The following is a 16,156-nucleotide window of genomic DNA, read 5'->3' on the forward strand; positions in this document are numbered from 1 at the left end:
CGGGCTCTAGAGGGTCAGCCCAGGCTGCCCAGGTCGCGGCGGGCGTGCTCGCCCAGCGTCGCCAGCGCCGCGACCAGCTGCCCCCGCGACTCCTCGGTGAGCGGGCCGGCGAAATGCCGGTCCAGGGTCTCGGCGTGCACCCGCAGCGCCTCGCGCAGCTTGCGCCGTCCGCTCTCGGTGAGCCCCACCACCTGGCGGCGCCGGTCGCCGGACGCCGCCTGCCGCCGCACGTAGCCGTCCCGCTCCATCCGGTCGATCAGCCGGGTCATGCCGCCGCTGGTCAGGATCAGCTCCCCGGCCAGCGCGCCCATGGTCGGCCGGTCCGCCCCCGCCCGCGACAGCCGCAGCAGCACCTCGAACATGGCGTGCCGGATCCCGCAGCGGCGCTCCAGCTCGCGCGCCGCGATCCGCTCCAGCAGCGCGGTGGTGCCCAGCAGCGCGCCGAACTCGTGCACGATGCCGCCCGGCACGGCCGCGGCGGGCTCGACATCCGGCTCCACCCCGGCAGGCCCCTTGTACGTCGTCGTCATGGGTCCTTCTCCTCCCCCGCCTCTCGGCAGATCCCCCGCTTCTTGGCAGAACGCACCGCGCCCCGCCCGGCTTCCACCGGGCGGGGCGCGAACGAGGCCGTCGGGGCTAGTTCTTGGGCGTCTCCTGGCTCTTGGGCGAGGAGCTGGGCGACGGGCCGGTCGGGACGTTCGGCAGCCCGCCGCTCTGCTGGGTCTGGTCGTTGACGCCCGAGGCGTACATCTTGGTGACCTTCCACTCACCGTCGATCTTGGCCATGGCCAGCCGGATCAGGGTGGCGGGCGACTCGTGGGTGCCCTCGGAGGTCTTGACCGTCACGTCCACCGAGATCGTCGCGGCGGCGAACCGCTGGTCGACGGTGCCCACGAACACCTGGTCGGTCTTGGACGTCAGCACCAGCTGCGGGTTCTGCTTGAAGGTGTTGCCGAGGTTGGGCAGCGTGTTGGTCTTGAAGCTCTCCAGCAGGTCGCCGCCCATGAGGCCCTCGGCCTTCTTCATCTGCGCCTGGTAGTTGCCCGCGTTGTAGTTGAGGGCCACGTCGCCGTAGGCGGAGGCGACCTTCGACACCGCGTCGCGGTCGTCCCGCTCGCCGGACAGGCCACTGGCCGCCCGCCACTGCCAGACGCCCAGGCTCGCCAGCACCGCCACCAGGAGCACCACCACGATCGCCTGGTTGCGGCGCAGGCCCAGGAACGTCCGGGGGGCGACCTCGTCCAGCGACACCGGGGCCTTCGGCTTGGGCTTCGGCGCGGCCTTGGGCTTCGGCTGGGGCTTGGAGCGCTCCTCGTCCTCGGCCGTCTCCTCCTCGGCCTCGGGCTCCACGACCTTGGGCTTCGGCTTGGCGGCCGCCTTGGGCTTCGGCCTGGCGGGCCGGTCGTCCTCTTGCTCCTCGGCGTCGATCGCGTCGAGGACCTCGTCCAGATCCTCGTCGTCGAGGACCTCGATCACCCGCACCCGCCGTCTCCGCCTGGTCGCCGGCCGCTCCTCGACCTCCGCGGCCGAGTCGTCCTCCGTATCGACGGCGTCGACGCCCTCGGCGCCCTCGGGGACGTCCTTGGTGGTCTTGCCAGTCACTTCAGGCACTCCTCGGTGGTTGGGGGATCAGTCCTTACGCCGGCGCAGGCGGGACATCACGGGCACCGAGCCCGCCATCACCCGGATCAGCACCAGCAGGGCCAGGACCGGGGGAACGTACACTAGCCAAGCGGGCGGCCCGCCGGGAGAGGCCCCGGACTGGTTCGCCGCCTTCCGCGCCCGGGTGTCCCCCTGGATCGACGGGTCGTGCGTCGGGATGGTCGCTCCGGGGTTCTTGGCCTTGTACGGCTTCTGCTTCCCGTCCGCGGGACGGCGCCCGTCGGGGCAGGCCGGCTGCTTGTTCACGGCGGGCTGCGCCAGCGGGTACTTGTACTCCCTGACCGCCGGCGTCTGCAGCGTGACCAGGAAGACCACGTTCAGCACCGGCTTGCCCTGGTCCAGGCCGATCACGTTCTCCAGGACGGTCCGCAGCTCGGGCGCGTACGCCAGGGTGTCGCTCAGGTCGCGGTAGAGGTCGGGGTTGTGGCGGGTCAGGCCCCAGTTTCCGAGCGACTCCAGCGTGCACTCGAAGTCGGGCCCGGTCTTCTCCAGCAGCCCGTTCACCGTGGCCAGCAGGTCGGGGCCGGTGTCGCGCAGCTGCCGCAGCTCGCCGCGGACCTGCGACAGGGCGGCGGTCAGCGCCGCCAGGTTGTCGATGCCGGCGCCGAGCTGCCCGCGGTTCTGGTTGAGCACGTGGGTGATCCGGCCCAGGTCCTTGGTGAGGCCGTCCAGCAGCTCGCTGTTCTGCGCGAAGGTGGCGGTGAGCTGGTCGCCGCCGTTGATGATCTGGCGCAGCGAGTCCTCGCGGCCGGACAGGCCCTCCGAGAGCTCGTGGGTGAGGACCCGGGCGTCCTCGGGGTCGATGGCCCGGATCGACTGGATGACCGCGCCGAACAGGTCGCCGTACTTGGGCGGCACCGTCGTCTGCGACACCGGGATCACCGCGCCCGGCCGCATCCGGGGGCCGCCGGGACGGGCGCCGCGCGGCGGGGTCAGCTCCACGACCGGCTCGCCGACCGCCGACTTGCGGGCCGCGGCGGCGGTGACGCCGCGCGGGATCTCGAAGCCCTTCTCGATGTCCAGCTTGACGCTGACCTTGTTCCGGTCCAGCCGGACCGAGTCGATCTTGCCGACGCGCAGGCCGAGGTAGTCGACCTCGAAGCCGGGGTGCAGGCCGGGCGAGGACTGGAACTCCACCGTGATGTGGTACGGCCGGTCGATGAAGTCGAACCGGATGACGTTGTTGAACGCCCACACCACCATGAGCGCGGCGAGGACGGCGAAGGCCAGCAGGTTGATCGTCACTCGGCCGCTCATCGCCGCGCCCCCTTCAGCAGCTTGTCCAGGTCCGGCAGCGCGGTGCGCAGGTCGCCCGGCAGCTTGGGCGGCTCGGGCGGCTTGGGCTGCTTGGGCGCGGTGCCGCCGCCCTGGCCGTTCTTCGCCGTCCCGGCGCCGTTCCCGCCCTGGCCCGACTCCGGCAGCAGCGGCGTGCCGTCCGGCCACACGATCCTCAGGATCGGGTAGAGCAGCAGCTGGCCGTCGTAGCTGGCCCGCGGCAGCTTGTTCTCGAACGTCACCAGCCCGTTGACCAGGTTCGTCAGCCGGGCCCGGTTGCTCCCGAGCTGGGCGAGCACCGGGTCCAGGTCGCGCAGCAGGGTGCGGAACCGGGCCACCCGGCCCTCCAGCACCTTGTCGTTCAGCTCGCGGGCCATGTGGGTGAGCCGCTCGACGGTGCGCAGGATCCTGTCCTTGTTGTCGTTCAGCAGCTTGGTGGTGCGTTCGAGCTCGACCGGCGCCCGGTTCAGCTCCGCCCCGCCCTGCGCGAGGGAACTGCCCAGCTTGGCGAACTGGTCGACCGCCTGCGCGAGCTGGTTGCGCTGGTCGGTGAACAGCTTCAGCAGGTCGCCGGACTTGGCGATGGTGACGTTGAGCCGCTGCCCGTTGCCCTCCAGCGCCGCCGCGCCGGTGTTGACGATGGTGGCCAGGTCGTTGCCCGCCAGCGCCTGCAGCAGCGGCCCCGCCTGCCCGACCACCTGCTCGAACGCGGGCTGCACGCTGGTGTCGGTGATGCTCGCGCCCTTGGCCAGGAACGGGCCGCGGTCCATGCTGCCGCCCGGCGGCAGAACCAGGTCCACGTAGTTCTCGCCCAGCAGCGAGGTCACCTTGATCTCGGCGCGGGTGCCCTGCGGGACGCGGTGCCCGTCCACGATCGACAGCGTCGCGGTGGACCGGTAGGTGCGCGGGTCCAGCTCCACCTTGGTCACGGTGCCGATCTTGACGTCGGACATCTGCACGCTGTGCCCGGCCACCAGCCCCTGCACGTCCTGGAAGGTGGCCCTGAGGGTGAGGGATCCCTGCGGGGCGCCCGCGGTGCGGATGGAGCAGCCGGTCATCGCGGCCAGCAGCGTCGCGATCAGCGCGGCGAACGCCGCCGCGCTCATCGGACGGTCCTTCTTCCGGTCCGCGTCCCGCGCGTCGGGTTTCCGGCGGAGGCGCATCAGTTCCCACCTCCCTGCATCCAGGGGCAGTTGGAATTGGGCGGGGGAAGCGGGCAGTCCACCTCGTCGCTGTTCAGCAGGCCCTTGAGCCAGGTCCGCAGGAACGCGTCCGTCGCGAACCGGATCTGCAGCGACTTGTTCTCGGGGTTGTAGCCGCCGATGAGGGCCTCGCTGATCCCCGGCAGCGCGTTGACCAGCTGCGCGATCTCCTTGGCGTTGCCCTTCAGCACCAGCGCCGTGCGGGTCAGCACGGCCAGGTCGTAGGGCAGCTGGCCCTTGTACTTCTTGATCAGCTTGTCGCCGTTCTTCGACAGCTCCAGGACCCCCCGGACGAGGTCCTGCAGCTCGCCGCGCTCGGCGCTCAGCACCCGGGTCGCCTCGGCGAAGTTGGTGATCAGCCGGCCGAGCACCTGCTCGCGGCCCCGCACCACGCCCGACAGCCGCTGCAGGTTGCGGGCGACCTCGACCAGCTCCTTGTCCTGGCCCGCGACGTTCTCCACCAGCCGGGCGCTCTGCTCCAGCGTCGCGTTGAACTCGCGCCCGTTGCCGTTCACCGAGCCGGCCGCGCGGTCCAGCGCGGTGCGCATCTTGGTCGGGTCGAGCGCGTTGGCCAGGTTGGTGAACGAGCTGAGCGCGTCGTCCACCTCGACCGGCACGTGCGTGCGCTCGATCGGGATCCGGTTCGCGGTCTCCTTCGGCTGCCCCGGCCGCCACGCCGGATGCAGCACCAGGTTGCGCTCGCCGACCAGGTTCAGCGGGACGATCGAGGCCTGGACGCCGCGCGGCAGCGGCACGTCCTCCTTCACGTGGAAGGTGACCTCGATCCGGTCGCCGACGGTCTCGACCCGGTCCACCAGCCCCACGTCCGCGCCCATGATCTTGACCTTGGACTCGGGGTAGAACGAGCGGGCCTTGGTGAACTCCACGGTCATCGTGCGCTTGCCGCCGGACTCGCCGGTCAGCGCCGAGCAGCCGCCGGCCGCGGCCGCCGCCGCCAGGGACAGCACCGCCGCGAGCGCCGCGAACCTCCGGGATCTCATCAGTTCGCTCCCTGCTGCGCGGGGGGCCGCCTCGTGGAGTGCGGTCCGGGCGGCTGGATCGGCCCGAGCCCGGTGAGCAGGCCCTCGATCCACGGCCCGTTGCCCTTGAGGTTGGCCACCTGGGAGAAGGTCGGTCCGAGCAGTGAGAAGTCGGTGTTGAGGGCGTCCATGTTGGGCGCCAGCCGGGTGGTCAGCAGGTGCAGGTTGTCCAGCAGCGTGTCCAGTTCGCGCTGGTTGCCGTCGATCACGTTCGACAGCGTCCGGACCGTGCGGCTGCCCTGCCCGATGGTGGCGGCCAGCTGGTCGCGCCGCTGCACCAGGCTCTGCAGCAGCACCTGGCTGGCGTTGATGATCTGCCGGAGCTCCTCGTCCTTGGCCGCCAGCGTGCCGGTGATGGTCCGGCCGTTGTCGATCAGCTTCTCGATCTCGGGGAAGGAGTCGTTCAGCGTCTGCGACAGCTGCCGCAGGTTGACCAGGATCCGGCGGAGCTTGGCCGCGCCCGGCGACTCGATCCGGTTGATCTGGGTGAGGAGGGTGTCGATGCTGCGCTGGTCGAGCTTGCCGACGATGCTCTGCGCGCTGTCCAGCGCCTCGGGCACCGTGAACGGCACCGAGGTGCGCTGCAGCGGGACGCGCCGCCGCTCCTCGGGCAGGTCGGCCATGAACGTCCCGGTGACCGGGCCGGACAGCCGCAGGTAGCGGCCGCCGAGCAGCGTCGTCGTCTGGATCTCGGCGCGGGTGTCGCGGCCGAGGTCGATGCCCTCGTTCACGTGCCACGTCACCACGATGGTGCCGGAGGAGAAGTCGGGCTCGACGGAGGTGACCCGGCCGACCTTCACCCCGGCCAGCCGCACGTCGTTGCCGTTCTTGAGGCCCGCGGTGTCGGCGAACACCCCGCTCATCGTGTACCCGCGCTCGAACAGGCGCAGCTGCCCGGTCGCGAACGCGAACACGCAGGCGGCGCCGAGCACGGTCAGCGTGACGACGGCGACGATCCGGTGGTTGACGTCGCGCAGCGACTTCAGCGCCATCACCGACCACCCCGCAGCATCGACCGGAGCTTGTCCAGCTCGGCCTGCGTCGGCCCCTGCGCCTGCGGCGACCGCGGCAGCTCCATCGGGAACGGGCACGGCCCCTGGACGAGGTTGAGGCACAGCGCGTTGGTGCGCAGGTAATGCCCGCCGTTGGCCGAGGCGAACAGCTGCCGCAGCGTGAGGGGGAGGTTCTGCACCATCTTCTCCAGCTGGTCGACGTTCAGCCGGAACGTCTCGCTGAACTTGCCGAGGTTGTCGATGATGCGGGCGAGCTGCGCGTCGTTGCCGCCCAGCACCTGGTTGAGGTTGGTGGTGACGCCGGCGACCTCGACGACCGCGTTCTCCAGCAGCCGGTGGTTGCCGGCGAACACCCGCGTCAGCTCCTTGAGGTTGTCGACGCTCGCGGCGATCTGCTTGTCGCGGGTGGCGACCGCGTCGCTGACCGTCTCGTAGTCGTCGATCATCTTCTCGATGGTGGCGCGCCGCGAGGTGAACGTCTGCAGCAGCACGTCGAAGTTCCGCACGAGCAGGCCGATGTTCTGCTCGTTGCCGTCCAGCGCCTGGGTGAACGCGAACAGGATCTTGTTGAGCTGGTTCGGGTCGAGGTTGCGGGTCAGCGGGCCGAGGCTGTTGACGATCGCGCCGAGGTCGACCACCGACCGCGTGTGCGGCACCCGGTCGCCGTGGCCGAGCCTGCGCGCGCCGCGGCCCGGCTCCAGGTAGATGACCCGCTGGCCCATGACGTTGCGCCAGCGGACGGAGGCGGTGGAGTCCTCGGGGACGCGGACCTCCCGGTCGACGTCCATGCCGACCACGGCCTTGCCGCGGCGCACCTCGATCGCCTTGACCTGCCCGACCGGCGTCCCGGCCACCTTGACGACGTCGCCCTCCAGCAGCCCGGTGACGTCGTCGAAGGTGGCGGTGAGCCGGTAGCGGTCGCTGAACGGGCTGGCGGCCAGGATCTGCTGCCCGATGAAGAACGTCAGCAGCCCCGTCAGCACCACGAACACGACGAACTTGAGCGTGGTGGCGGTGTCGGGCCCGCGTCCGGTGCGGCGGCTCACGGCTGCATCACCATCCGCGGGCTCGCCGACGACCCGAACGCGGTCCGCGACGGCGGGGTCGGGCACACGTCGACGAACGTCTTGCACAGGTCGAGCGGGAGCGTGTCGACGGCCTGGGCGATCAGCGTGCCCTCCGGGCCCGGGATCCGGATGATGTCCGACAGCAGCGCGAAGAACCCGTTCAGGCTGTCGAGCAGCACCGGGATGTTGCGCCGCTGCGCGGCCAGCACGGACACCGCCTTGCCGCCCTCGTCGACGATCGAGCCGAGGTCGGCGCCGTGGTCGCGCATGGTGTCGCCGACCGTGCCGGCCAGGGCGGCGGACTCGTCCAGCAGCCGCGTCACCTTGTCGGGACGGTCGGCGATCACCGGGGCGAGCCGGTTGAGGTCGCGCACGGCGGCGTTGATGGTGCCGCCGCGCGCGCCGAGCGTGCCCGACAGGCCGGTGAGATCGTTGATCAGGCTCTGGATCACGGCGCGGTTGGCGTGCGCCGCGTCGATCACCGTGGAGCCGTTGGTCACCGTGCGGCGCAGCGCCTGGCCCTGCCCGGACAGCCCGCCGGAGAGGCTGCGCAGGATCGCGCCGACCTCGTCGGGATTGATCGCCTGGGTGAGCCGGTACGCGGGCCAGGCCGTCTCGGACAGGTCCTGCGGGTCCTTCGTCTGGGCGATCCGGGCGCCGTCGGCCAGGTACGGGCCGGTCAGCTCCCCGGCGCCGAGGTCGAGCGCGAGGTCCTTGGGGCCGAACACCGAGACCGGTTCGACCGTGGCCTGCGTGGTGCGGGGGATCCGGACGCCCTCGTCCACCCGCAGCCGTACCGCCACCCGGCCGGTGCGCTCCAGCGACACCGAGTCGACCGTGCCGACCTGGATGCCGCGGATCTTGACGTCCGACTTGCCCGGGTCCAGGCCCTGCCCGGCCCGGCCGAACGAGGCGGTGTAGTAGGTCGAGCCGGCGTGCGACTGGGTGGAGCCGAGCGCCACCAGGACGGCCGCGCCCGCGATGACGCCCGCGCCCACCAGGCCGAACATGCCGCGGGAGCGCCGGGACAGGGGTTCGTCGCTCATCCGGTCAACCTCACCGTGCTGCCGTGGCCCCAGAAGATGTACGACAGGACCAGGTTCATCAGGATCATGAGGATGGTGGACTCGCGGATCGCCCGTCCCGCGGCGACGCCCACGCCCACCGGCCCGCCCGCCGCGTAGTAGCCGCGGTAGCAGTGGATGAACATCACGATGAAGGCGAACACGGCCACCTTGACGACGCTGTAGAACACGTCGATCGGCGGCAGGTAGAGGTGGAAGTAGTAGTCGTAGATGCCGGGCGAGAGCCCGAAGTACTCGATGGTGATGAACCGGGTGGCGAAGAACGCCATGAACAGCGACACCAGGTAGAGCGGCACCAGCGCGATGACGCCGGCCGCGACCCGGGTGCACACCAGGTAGGCCAGCGAGTTGATGCCCATGACCTCCAGCGCGTCGATCTCCTCGGAGATCCGCATCGCGCCGATCTCGGCGGTGAAGCCGGTGCCGACCTGCGCCACCAGCGCCACCCCGGCGATGATCGGGGTGACCTCGCGGACGTTGGAGTAGCTGGCGACCAGGCCGGTGAAGGCCTCCGCGCCGATCCGTTCCAGCCCCGGGTAGCCCTGGAGGCCGACCATGGCGCCGGTGGCCAGCGACATGGTGGAGATCACGAAGATCATGCCGCCGCCGATCACCAGCGCGCCGACGCCGACGGTGATGTCGCTGACCTGCTTGGCCAGCGTCCGCCCGTACTTGCGCCGGATGACGATGTCGAACAGCAGGTGGTAGAGGACGCGGCCGAGGAAGACCGGCAGGTTGAGCGAGGCGGACAGGTCCGCGGTGCGGCCCTGGACCGCGCGGCCGAGCCTGCGTACGGGGGAGATCGCGACCATCAGAACCTCGGGGGGAAGAGGACCTGGTAGATCATGGTGAGCACGTAGTTGGCCGTGAACACCACGATCGAGGTGACCACCACCGCGCGGTTGACCGCGCGGCCCACGCCGACCGGACCGTAGTCGCAGTTCATGCCCATGTGGCAGGCGACCGCGGCGGCGATGAAGCCGAAGACCCACGCCTTGAACAGCGTGATCAGCAGGTCCGGCAGCTGCAGCAGGGTGGTGGCGCCGTCGAAGAAGGCGCCCGGGCTGACGCCCTGCTGGATGACGTTGAAGTAGTAGCCGCCGACCACTCCGGCGAGGATCACCACCGAGCACAGCAGCATCGAGACGGTGCTGGCCGCCCACAGCCGCGGGGTCACCAGGCGGTGCACGGGGTTGATCCCCATGACCTCCATCGCGGCGAGCTCGTCGCGGATGTTGCGGGCGCCCATGTCGGAGGTGATGGCCGAGCCGCCGACGCCGGAGACCAGCAGCGCCGCGGCCAGCGGGGCGACCTGCTGGATCATCGCGGCGACCAGCAGCGCGCCGGTGCCGGACTGCGCGCCGAGCTGGCGGGCGATGTCGCCGACCTGCAGCGAGATGGTGGCGCCCAGCGGGACGGCGATCAGCATGACGGGGACGCTGGTCACCCTGGCCAGGAACCAGCACTGCTCGATGAACTCGCCCCACCACTGGCGCAGGTCCCAGGTGCGGCGCAGTCCTTCGAGGAGGGTGACGCACAGCAGACCGGTCTCGTCGAGGGTCCGCTCGATGCGCCGGAGGGCAAGGTCCGGGGCCTTGGTCAGGCTCAGGGCCATCAGCCGGAGCCCTCCCCTGGGGCGGGGGCACGGGACATTCCAGCCTCCTCACAGTCGGACGTCGGCGCTCATCCGATACCCCGGTCACCGCCGCCGCTCCGGTGGCGCGTCTCACGTCGCGCACCCGCGTACCGGCTGCGACCGGGACCACACGCGGTGCCACGGATCTCTCGAACACCCGGCAGCGCCTGTGATCTGGAGCACTCTATGGGACAAAGCTCTAAGAAGCGAGTACTTACATGGGGATTCGTCCGAAGTTACGATTTGTGCGTGCCCACTTCCGCGCGTGACTGCGTAGACCCGCTCGTGGCCGGCGTCCATGACCGCTGGGAGGACCGGGGGCTGCCCGGAAATCCGTGGCCGTTCATGACCCTGTGCGCGGTCAGCCGCTTCGACCAGCTCCTCAAGAAGGCCCTGGACGCCGAGCTGAAACGGCTCGGCCTCACCAGGACCGGCTACTTCCTCCTGACCACGCTGGCGCTGAAGAGCGACGGCCGCGCGCCGCTCAGCGTGCTGAGCCGGCTGGTGATGATGCACCCCACGTCGGTGAAGCTGACCGTCGACCAGCTGGAGGCGGCCGGTCTCGTCCACCGCCACCCGCACCCGCGCGACCGCCGCGCCACGCTGGTGGAGATCACCGACGCGGGACGGGACCTCGCCGCCGAGACCAACCGGGCGCTGGAATCCCCCGACGGGCCCATGGGGGTGTTCGCCGAGTTCCACCAGGACGTGTTCGAGGCGCTGCAGCCCGCCCGCCACGCGGCCGGCGACATGGACCTGTGAGCGGCGGGGCCGCCGGGGGTTTGTTGAACCGAGCGTGACCCCGCCCGCGTACACCGTGATGGACGGCGACAGTTCACCGGTGATAAGGCACTCTACTTCCATGCCCCAGAGTCACGGCACGCGCAGAAGGTCCTCCGCGTCGCAGAAGCGCGGCGGCTCACGTCGGCGTGACAGACGCGCGCCCAGGCCCGCGCCGTCCCCCCGAGACACCCACGGGGCGTACGACGACCCCTACGGCCTAGACGAGCCGTACGAGCCGTACGGCGACGACGGGGATTCCCGCCGCGGCCGGCGGCCGCGTGACCCCGGGCCCCCGCCCCGGCGGGACGAGCGCCGTCCCCGCAGGCTGCGCCGGATCCTCACCAGCAACGTCACCATCACCGTGGTCGCCCTCGGCGTGATCATGGCCGGTGTGGTGCTGATCGACCTGGAGGAGCTGACCGGGGAGAAGAGCGAGCCCCCCGGCGCCGCCGCGGGTCTGTCGGCCAACGACATGCTGGCGATGATGAGCGGCTCCGACATGGACGCCGTCTCCGCCGGGGCGATCGCGGCCGCCAAGAAGCGGGCGTACGAGCAGCACCAGCGCGACCTCGCCGAGCTGAAGAAGAAGGCGGAGCGGGACGCGCAGGCGCGGGCGAAGCTGAAGGCCGAGCAGGAGCGCGAGCGCCTCGCCAAGTCCAACCCCACCGCCAAGCAGAACAAGGCGTACGGCAAGAAGATGAACGAGCTCAAGGGATGGGGCCGCTGCTGGCCGTCCCTGGAGACGCTGTGGGACCACGAGAGCGACTGGAACGAGCGCGCCGAGAACCCCTCCAGTGGCGCCTACGGCATTCCGCAGGCGCTGCCGGCGTCCAAGCTGGCGACCGCGGGGTCGGACTGGCGCACCAGTTCCCCGACCCAGATCGCGTGGGGGCTGAGCTACATCAAGGCCCGCTACAAGGACCCGTGCCGCGCCTGGGCCTTCTGGCAGTCCCACAACTGGTACTAGGGCCGGCGCGACGGGACGTGCCGGTCGGCTCGTCCCCGCCGGGGATCGGGCACCATGTTGGGGTGCGAACGAGCAGAGACCGCCAGGCCGGCGGCGTGGGAGAGGCGGGCGGCAGCCGCCAGTGGGCGAGGGCGGACGCGACCCGGCAGGCGCTGCTGGGCGCGGCCCAGGAGGTCTTCGCCGACCGCGGGTACGGCGACGCGGGCATCGCCGAGATCGTCGAGCGCTCCGGGATCAGCGTCGGCAGCCTCTACCACCACTACGGCGGCAAGGCGGGCCTCTACCTGGCGCTGTGGGAGGAACTCAGCGACGAGCAGGAGGCGCGGGCCGCCAGCGCGGTCGCCGCCGCCCGCAAGGCAGGGGAGGGCGAGCCGATCGGGCTGTTCATCGCGGGGGCGCGCGCGTACCTGGAGGTCTGCTGGGAGCGCCGGACGGCGGCGCGGCTGTTCCACGGCGGCGAGGGCCCGTCCGGGTTCTCGCTGATGCGCCGCACCCGGGCGCGCCAGTGGATCGGGCAGAACACCAGGCTGCTGCGCGGCCATGACGGCGAGCGCGCGACCGAGGTGCTGTCGCTGGTGCTCACCACCGTGATCGGCGAGGCGGGCCGGGAGATCGCACTGGCCCCGGACGCGGACGGGGCGCATGAGATCATCGACGAGGTGTGCCGCATCCTGATCCGCCTGGCCCGCTGATTCCGCCCCCGCCCGCCGCCGCTACCGCTACTCTCTGACCGTTGATCCGCAGGTCTCTGACCTCCCACCTGACACCCCGGACGACACCCATGGACCGAGACGCCCTGAAACTGACCGGCAGTGGCCGATGAAGGTCACCCGTATCGCCTACAGCCGGAACCTCAACGCATCCAAATACGCCCGCCTGGTCGAGCAGGCCAGGCGTCTGGGTCGTGTGCGGGCGATGGTGTGGGCCCGGTACGGGTCGCCGGTGCGTGACGGGGTCAAGGACCGGGAGGTCCGCGATGAGTGGATGCGGGACGGCACCGCCAGCGGTTTCGGTGTGCCGGCCAACGCGTGGAAGGAAACCGTCCGCGACGCGATGGCCGACATCGCCGCCTGCCGCGAGGCCGGGAAGGTCAAGGTCCGCAAGGCCGTGCACCGCCGCTACCGGGACGAAGCCACCCGAAAGAAGGCATACGCCGCCCTCAGGCACGGCCGCTGGCAGGACGAGGCATTCCTGGCCCGGCAGATGCGCCGGCACGTGCGTCACGGGGTCAGCCGGACCGCGAACCAGATCGTGGTGCGCTCCGACCAGTACAACGTCTGGACCATGGCCGACGGGAACGTGTGGATCGACGTGCCCGGCCTGCAGCGCCGTCAGAAGATCGCGATCCCGCTGAACACCTCGGTCGCCCCCACCGGCACGCTGCGGCTGATCCTGCGCGGCGGCCTGGTCGAGGTGCATTACGCCATCCACGCCCCCGACCTGCGCGAGGATCGCCCATGCGGGACCGGCAAGGTCGGGGTGGACAAGGGCTACACCGAAGCCCTCACCGATTCCGACGGCACCCATCACGGCGCCGAGCTGGGCGCCCTGCTGCGCGGCGAGTCCGACCACCTCAAGGTCACCAACGCCCGGCGGGCCCAGATCCGGGCCATCGCCGACAAGGCCCGCAAGGCCGGAAACCACGCCAAGGCCGACCGGATCTGGGCCGGCAACCTCGGCACGGTCAAGCGGGACAGGCGCCGCCGCCGGTTCGAGTCCCGTGTCCGCACGGTCACCTTCACCGCCGTCCACGCCGTCGTGGACAAGGCCGACCACGTGGTGGCCGAAGACCTCACCCGGCCTTTCGTGTCCCGCAAGAAGCTGGGCAGGAACACCAATCGCCGCCTCGCCGCCTGGACCAAGGGCGTCACGGCCGAGGCGCTGTCGAGCGTGGCGGAGCGCAGAGGTTCTGCGCTGACGCTGGTCAACGCGGCCTACACCTCACAAGTCGCCCCGTGCTGCACCGTCCTTGGTGACCGCAAAGGGGACCGGCTTCACTGCCCCCAGTGCGGGAAGGTGTGGCACGCCGACCATGCGGCTGCGGTCAACATCCTGGAACGAGACGGGGATCCCGCCATCACCCTCCACACCCGGTACGAACGGGTCAGGGAACTCCTCCAGGAACGTGATCGCCTCCGGACCAGACTGCCGGTCCAGGACTCCAGCGCCCCGGCGCGGAGAGCGAAATATCCGATCCGAGCAGCAATGCTCAAGGAATAGGAAGCAGAGCAGACGTCCCATGCCAACCTCCACGTGGTTCCGGCTCAACGTCGGTAAGCGCGAGCGCGTGCTCGAGGTGGCGATGCGCGAGTTCGGCGAGCACGGTTACTCCACCGGCAGCCTGAACACCATCGCCCGCGAGGCAGGCATCGCCAAGGGATCGCTGTTCCAGTACTTCAGCGACAAGCTGGAGTTCTTCGCGTTCGTCTGCGACGAGGCCTCGCGCCGGATCCGCGAGGACATGGAGCGGCGGATCGCCGTCCTGGACTTCGAGCAGTCCTTCGAGGGCTGGCTGTTCGACGTGTTCTGCGAGTGGACGGAGTACATGGCCGAGCACCCGCTGGAGCGCGCGGTGACGGCGGCGACGAACTTCGAGCTCGACAACAACGTGCGGTCGGTGGTGCGCGACACCGCGAACCAGCACTACCTGCAGGTCATCCACCCGTCGCTGCAGCTGTGGCAGGAGCGCGGCGACATCCGCGCGGACGCCGACCTGGACGTGCTGGCGACGCTGCTGCTGGTGACGCTGCCGTTCCTGGCGCTGGCGCCGTACTACGACGGTCTCGACCCGGTGCTGAACCTGCGGGGCCGCACGCCGGCCGAGCAGCGGCCGGTGATCCGGCAGCTGATCGCGGGCATCCGCCCGATGTTCGCGCCGGTCAAGTCCTAGTGCCGCGGAGCGGTCAGGCGAAGATGTAGTCGCCGGGCCTGGCCTTGCGGCTGCCCGCCCAGAACTCGAAGGTGTGGCCGGGCCACAGGCTGCGGTTGACGCCGTTCTCGTCCAGGTACCAGCTGTCGCAGCCGCCCTCGGTCCACACCGCCCGGCGCAGCCTGCGGTGCATCCGGTCGTTGTAGGCGCGCACCGCCTCCGGCCTGGGCTCGACGGTCCGCGCGTTCCGCCGCTGCATCTGCCGGAGCAGGCTCAGCACGTGCTGGATCTGGATCTCGATCATGAAGACGACGGAGTTGTGGCCGAGCCCGGTGTTGGGGCCCAGCATCATGAAGAGGTTCGGGAAGCCGGGCAGGGTGGTGCCGTGGTGGGCCTCGATGCCGTCCGCCCACGCCTCCTGGATCTTGACGCCGCCGCGGCCGGTGATCCGCCAGTCGGCCATGGCGTCGACGACCTTGAAGCCGGTGCCGTAGACGATGGCGTCGACCTCGTGCTCGCGGCCGTCGGCGGTGACGACGGAGTGCTCGCGGACCTCGGTGATCCCGGTGGTCTCGACCTCGACGTGGGGACGGGCGAGGGCCGGGTAGTAGTCGTTGGACAGCAGGACGCGCTTGCAGCCGATGGTGTAGTCGGGCGTCACCTTGGCGCGCAGCTCGGGGTCCTTGATCTGCCGGGCGATGTGCCCGCGGGCCAGCCTGTCCTGGGGGCCGGACAGGCGCGGGTCGATGGTGAAGCCGACCGCGCGGGCCTCCAGGCCCCAGTAGATGAGGTCGCGGAACGCGCGGGTCGTGCCCGGGACCTTCGCGAACGTGCCGCGCACCGCCTTGGGGATGGCGACGTCGGGCTTGGGCTGGATCCACGGCGGGGTGCGCTGGAACACCACCATGCGGTCGACCTGGTCGGCCAGTTTCGGGACGAACTGGATCGCCGACGCGCCGGTGCCGATGACGGCGACGCGCTTGCCGGTGAAGTCGTAGGAGTGGTCCCACTCGGCCGAGTGGAAGGCGGTGCCCTGGAAGCGCTCAATGCCGGGCAGGTCGGGGTAGGAGGGGATGTGCAGCGCGCCGACCCCGGAGACGACGGCCCTGGGCCTCAGCACGCCGCCGCCGGCCAGCGTCACGACCCACACGGCCGCGTCCTCGTCGTACTCCATGGACTCGACGGCGGCGCCGAAGCGGATGTGGTCGCGGACGCCGTACTTGTCGGCGGTGCGCTCCAGGTAGTCGCGGATCTCCGGCTGCGGGGCGAACATCCGCGTCCAGCCGGGGTTGAGCTCGAAGGAGAAGGAGTACATGTGGGAGGGGACGTCGCACGCGCACCCGGGGTAGGTGTTGTCGTGCCACGTGCCGCCGAGGGCCTGGCTCTTCTCCAGGATGACGAAGTCGTCGAAGCCGTTGCGCTTCAGCTGGATGCCCATGCCCAGCCCGGCGAAGCCGGAGCCGACGATGGCGATCCTGGGGGAACTCTCGCTCATGGCGTCCCTTCCACGTAAGCTACTCGTAGTAAGTTACTAGCAGTAGGCTACTGACGATAGGT

The 16,156-nt window shown here is 70.6% G+C and carries 16 protein-coding genes; 5 read left to right on the forward strand and 11 right to left on the reverse strand.

Translation table 11 applies throughout. The features are described 5' to 3' along the window. Positions 1-14 precede the first annotated feature (14 nt). The 10 genes from ACZ466_RS14070 to ACZ466_RS14115 form a co-directional block, all read right to left on the reverse strand. Complete coding sequence (locus tag ACZ466_RS14070; protein WP_378280748.1) at positions 15-530, reverse strand: MarR family winged helix-turn-helix transcriptional regulator; 516 nt, start codon at positions 528-530, stop codon at positions 15-17. A gap of 106 nt (positions 531-636) precedes the next feature. Further along, positions 637-1,602, reverse strand: a complete 966-nt coding sequence (locus tag ACZ466_RS14075) for a hypothetical protein (RefSeq protein WP_378280747.1) — start codon at positions 1,600-1,602, stop codon at positions 637-639. 27 nt (positions 1,603-1,629) lie between these two features. After that, entirely contained in the window at positions 1,630-2,919 is a 1,290-nt protein-coding gene (locus tag ACZ466_RS14080) for an MCE family protein (RefSeq protein WP_378280746.1), read from the reverse strand. Next, the gene (locus ACZ466_RS14085) at positions 2,916-4,100 is read right to left on the reverse strand and encodes an MlaD family protein (RefSeq protein WP_378280745.1); all 1,185 of its coding nucleotides are present in this window, start codon (positions 4,098-4,100) and stop codon (positions 2,916-2,918) included. The genes ACZ466_RS14080 and ACZ466_RS14085 overlap by 4 nt, the downstream gene beginning before the upstream one ends. Continuing rightward, complete coding sequence (locus ACZ466_RS14090) at positions 4,100-5,140, reverse strand: MCE family protein (RefSeq protein ID WP_378280744.1); 1,041 nt, start codon at positions 5,138-5,140, stop codon at positions 4,100-4,102. The genes ACZ466_RS14085 and ACZ466_RS14090 overlap by 1 nt, the downstream gene beginning before the upstream one ends. Then, entirely contained in the window at positions 5,140-6,171 is a 1,032-nt protein-coding gene (locus tag ACZ466_RS14095; RefSeq protein WP_378280743.1) for an MlaD family protein, read from the reverse strand. The genes ACZ466_RS14090 and ACZ466_RS14095 overlap by 1 nt, the downstream gene beginning before the upstream one ends. Next, the gene (locus ACZ466_RS14100; RefSeq protein WP_378280742.1) at positions 6,171-7,238 is read right to left on the reverse strand and encodes an MlaD family protein; all 1,068 of its coding nucleotides are present in this window, start codon (positions 7,236-7,238) and stop codon (positions 6,171-6,173) included. Before ACZ466_RS14100 ends, ACZ466_RS14095 begins: the two co-directional genes overlap by 1 nt. Then, positions 7,235-8,305, reverse strand: coding sequence for an MCE family protein (locus ACZ466_RS14105; protein ID WP_378280741.1), 1,071 nt, complete (start codon positions 8,303-8,305; stop codon positions 7,235-7,237). Before ACZ466_RS14105 ends, ACZ466_RS14100 begins: the two co-directional genes overlap by 4 nt. Further along, on the reverse strand, positions 8,302-9,156 hold the full coding sequence (locus tag ACZ466_RS14110; RefSeq protein ID WP_378280740.1) for an ABC transporter permease: 855 nt from the start codon (positions 9,154-9,156) through the stop codon (positions 8,302-8,304). The genes ACZ466_RS14105 and ACZ466_RS14110 overlap by 4 nt, the downstream gene beginning before the upstream one ends. After that, positions 9,156-9,959, reverse strand: coding sequence for an MlaE family ABC transporter permease (locus ACZ466_RS14115; protein WP_378280739.1), 804 nt, complete (start codon positions 9,957-9,959; stop codon positions 9,156-9,158). Before ACZ466_RS14115 ends, ACZ466_RS14110 begins: the two co-directional genes overlap by 1 nt. A gap of 270 nt (positions 9,960-10,229) precedes the next feature. On the opposite strand from ACZ466_RS14115, the gene ACZ466_RS14120 reads away from it, so the two are divergent. The 5 genes from ACZ466_RS14120 (at position 10,230) to ACZ466_RS14140 (ending at position 14,620) form a co-directional block, all read left to right on the forward strand. Next, positions 10,230-10,742 (forward strand): MarR family winged helix-turn-helix transcriptional regulator, encoded by a 513-nt coding sequence (locus tag ACZ466_RS14120; RefSeq protein WP_378280738.1) that lies wholly within the window; start codon positions 10,230-10,232, stop codon positions 10,740-10,742. Positions 10,743-10,842: 100 nt separating this feature from the next. Next, positions 10,843-11,730 (forward strand): cell envelope integrity TolA family protein, encoded by an 888-nt coding sequence (locus ACZ466_RS14125; RefSeq protein WP_378280737.1) that lies wholly within the window; start codon positions 10,843-10,845, stop codon positions 11,728-11,730. A gap of 62 nt (positions 11,731-11,792) precedes the next feature. Beyond that, positions 11,793-12,422, forward strand: a complete 630-nt coding sequence (locus ACZ466_RS14130) for a TetR/AcrR family transcriptional regulator (protein ID WP_378280736.1) — start codon at positions 11,793-11,795, stop codon at positions 12,420-12,422. 127 nt (positions 12,423-12,549) lie between these two features. Next, positions 12,550-13,950: a zinc ribbon domain-containing protein gene (locus tag ACZ466_RS14135; protein WP_378280735.1), complete on the forward strand. Its 1,401-nt coding sequence runs from the start codon at positions 12,550-12,552 to the stop codon at positions 13,948-13,950. A 19-nt stretch (positions 13,951-13,969) separates the two neighbouring features. Beyond that, the gene (locus ACZ466_RS14140) at positions 13,970-14,620 is read left to right on the forward strand and encodes a TetR/AcrR family transcriptional regulator (protein ID WP_378280734.1); all 651 of its coding nucleotides are present in this window, start codon (positions 13,970-13,972) and stop codon (positions 14,618-14,620) included. Between the two features lie 13 nt (positions 14,621-14,633). Here ACZ466_RS14140 and ACZ466_RS14145 read toward each other — a convergent pair whose 3' ends face one another. Next, positions 14,634-16,094, reverse strand: coding sequence for a flavin-containing monooxygenase (locus ACZ466_RS14145; RefSeq protein ID WP_378280733.1), 1,461 nt, complete (start codon positions 16,092-16,094; stop codon positions 14,634-14,636). Positions 16,095-16,156: the final 62 nt, after the last annotated feature.

Source organism: Actinomadura rugatobispora (assembly GCF_055379765.1).

What these genes read in the sequence shown, in the direction of transcription:
- ACZ466_RS14095 (WP_378280743.1), bottom strand. Translation starts at nt 6,171, where the DNA reads ATGGCGCTGAAGTCGCTGCGCGACGTCAACCACCGGATCGTCGCCGTC.
- ACZ466_RS14090 (WP_378280744.1), bottom strand. Translation starts at nt 5,140, where the DNA reads ATGAGATCCCGGAGGTTCGCGGCGCTCGCGGCGGTGCTGTCCCTGGCG.
- ACZ466_RS14125 (WP_378280737.1), top strand. Translation starts at nt 10,843, where the DNA reads ATGCCCCAGAGTCACGGCACGCGCAGAAGGTCCTCCGCGTCGCAGAAG.
- ACZ466_RS14115 (WP_378280739.1), bottom strand. Translation starts at nt 9,959, where the DNA reads ATGGCCCTGAGCCTGACCAAGGCCCCGGACCTTGCCCTCCGGCGCATC.
- ACZ466_RS14085 (WP_378280745.1), bottom strand. Translation starts at nt 4,100, where the DNA reads ATGCGCCTCCGCCGGAAACCCGACGCGCGGGACGCGGACCGGAAGAAG.
- ACZ466_RS14110 (WP_378280740.1), bottom strand. Translation starts at nt 9,156, where the DNA reads ATGGTCGCGATCTCCCCCGTACGCAGGCTCGGCCGCGCGGTCCAGGGC.
- ACZ466_RS14070 (WP_378280748.1), bottom strand. Translation starts at nt 530, where the DNA reads ATGACGACGACGTACAAGGGGCCTGCCGGGGTGGAGCCGGATGTCGAG.
- ACZ466_RS14080 (WP_378280746.1), bottom strand. Translation starts at nt 2,919, where the DNA reads ATGAGCGGCCGAGTGACGATCAACCTGCTGGCCTTCGCCGTCCTCGCC.
- ACZ466_RS14105 (WP_378280741.1), bottom strand. Translation starts at nt 8,305, where the DNA reads ATGAGCGACGAACCCCTGTCCCGGCGCTCCCGCGGCATGTTCGGCCTG.
- ACZ466_RS14135 (WP_378280735.1), top strand. Translation starts at nt 12,550, where the DNA reads ATGAAGGTCACCCGTATCGCCTACAGCCGGAACCTCAACGCATCCAAA.
- ACZ466_RS14145 (WP_378280733.1), bottom strand. Translation starts at nt 16,094, where the DNA reads ATGAGCGAGAGTTCCCCCAGGATCGCCATCGTCGGCTCCGGCTTCGCC.
- ACZ466_RS14140 (WP_378280734.1), top strand. Translation starts at nt 13,970, where the DNA reads ATGCCAACCTCCACGTGGTTCCGGCTCAACGTCGGTAAGCGCGAGCGC.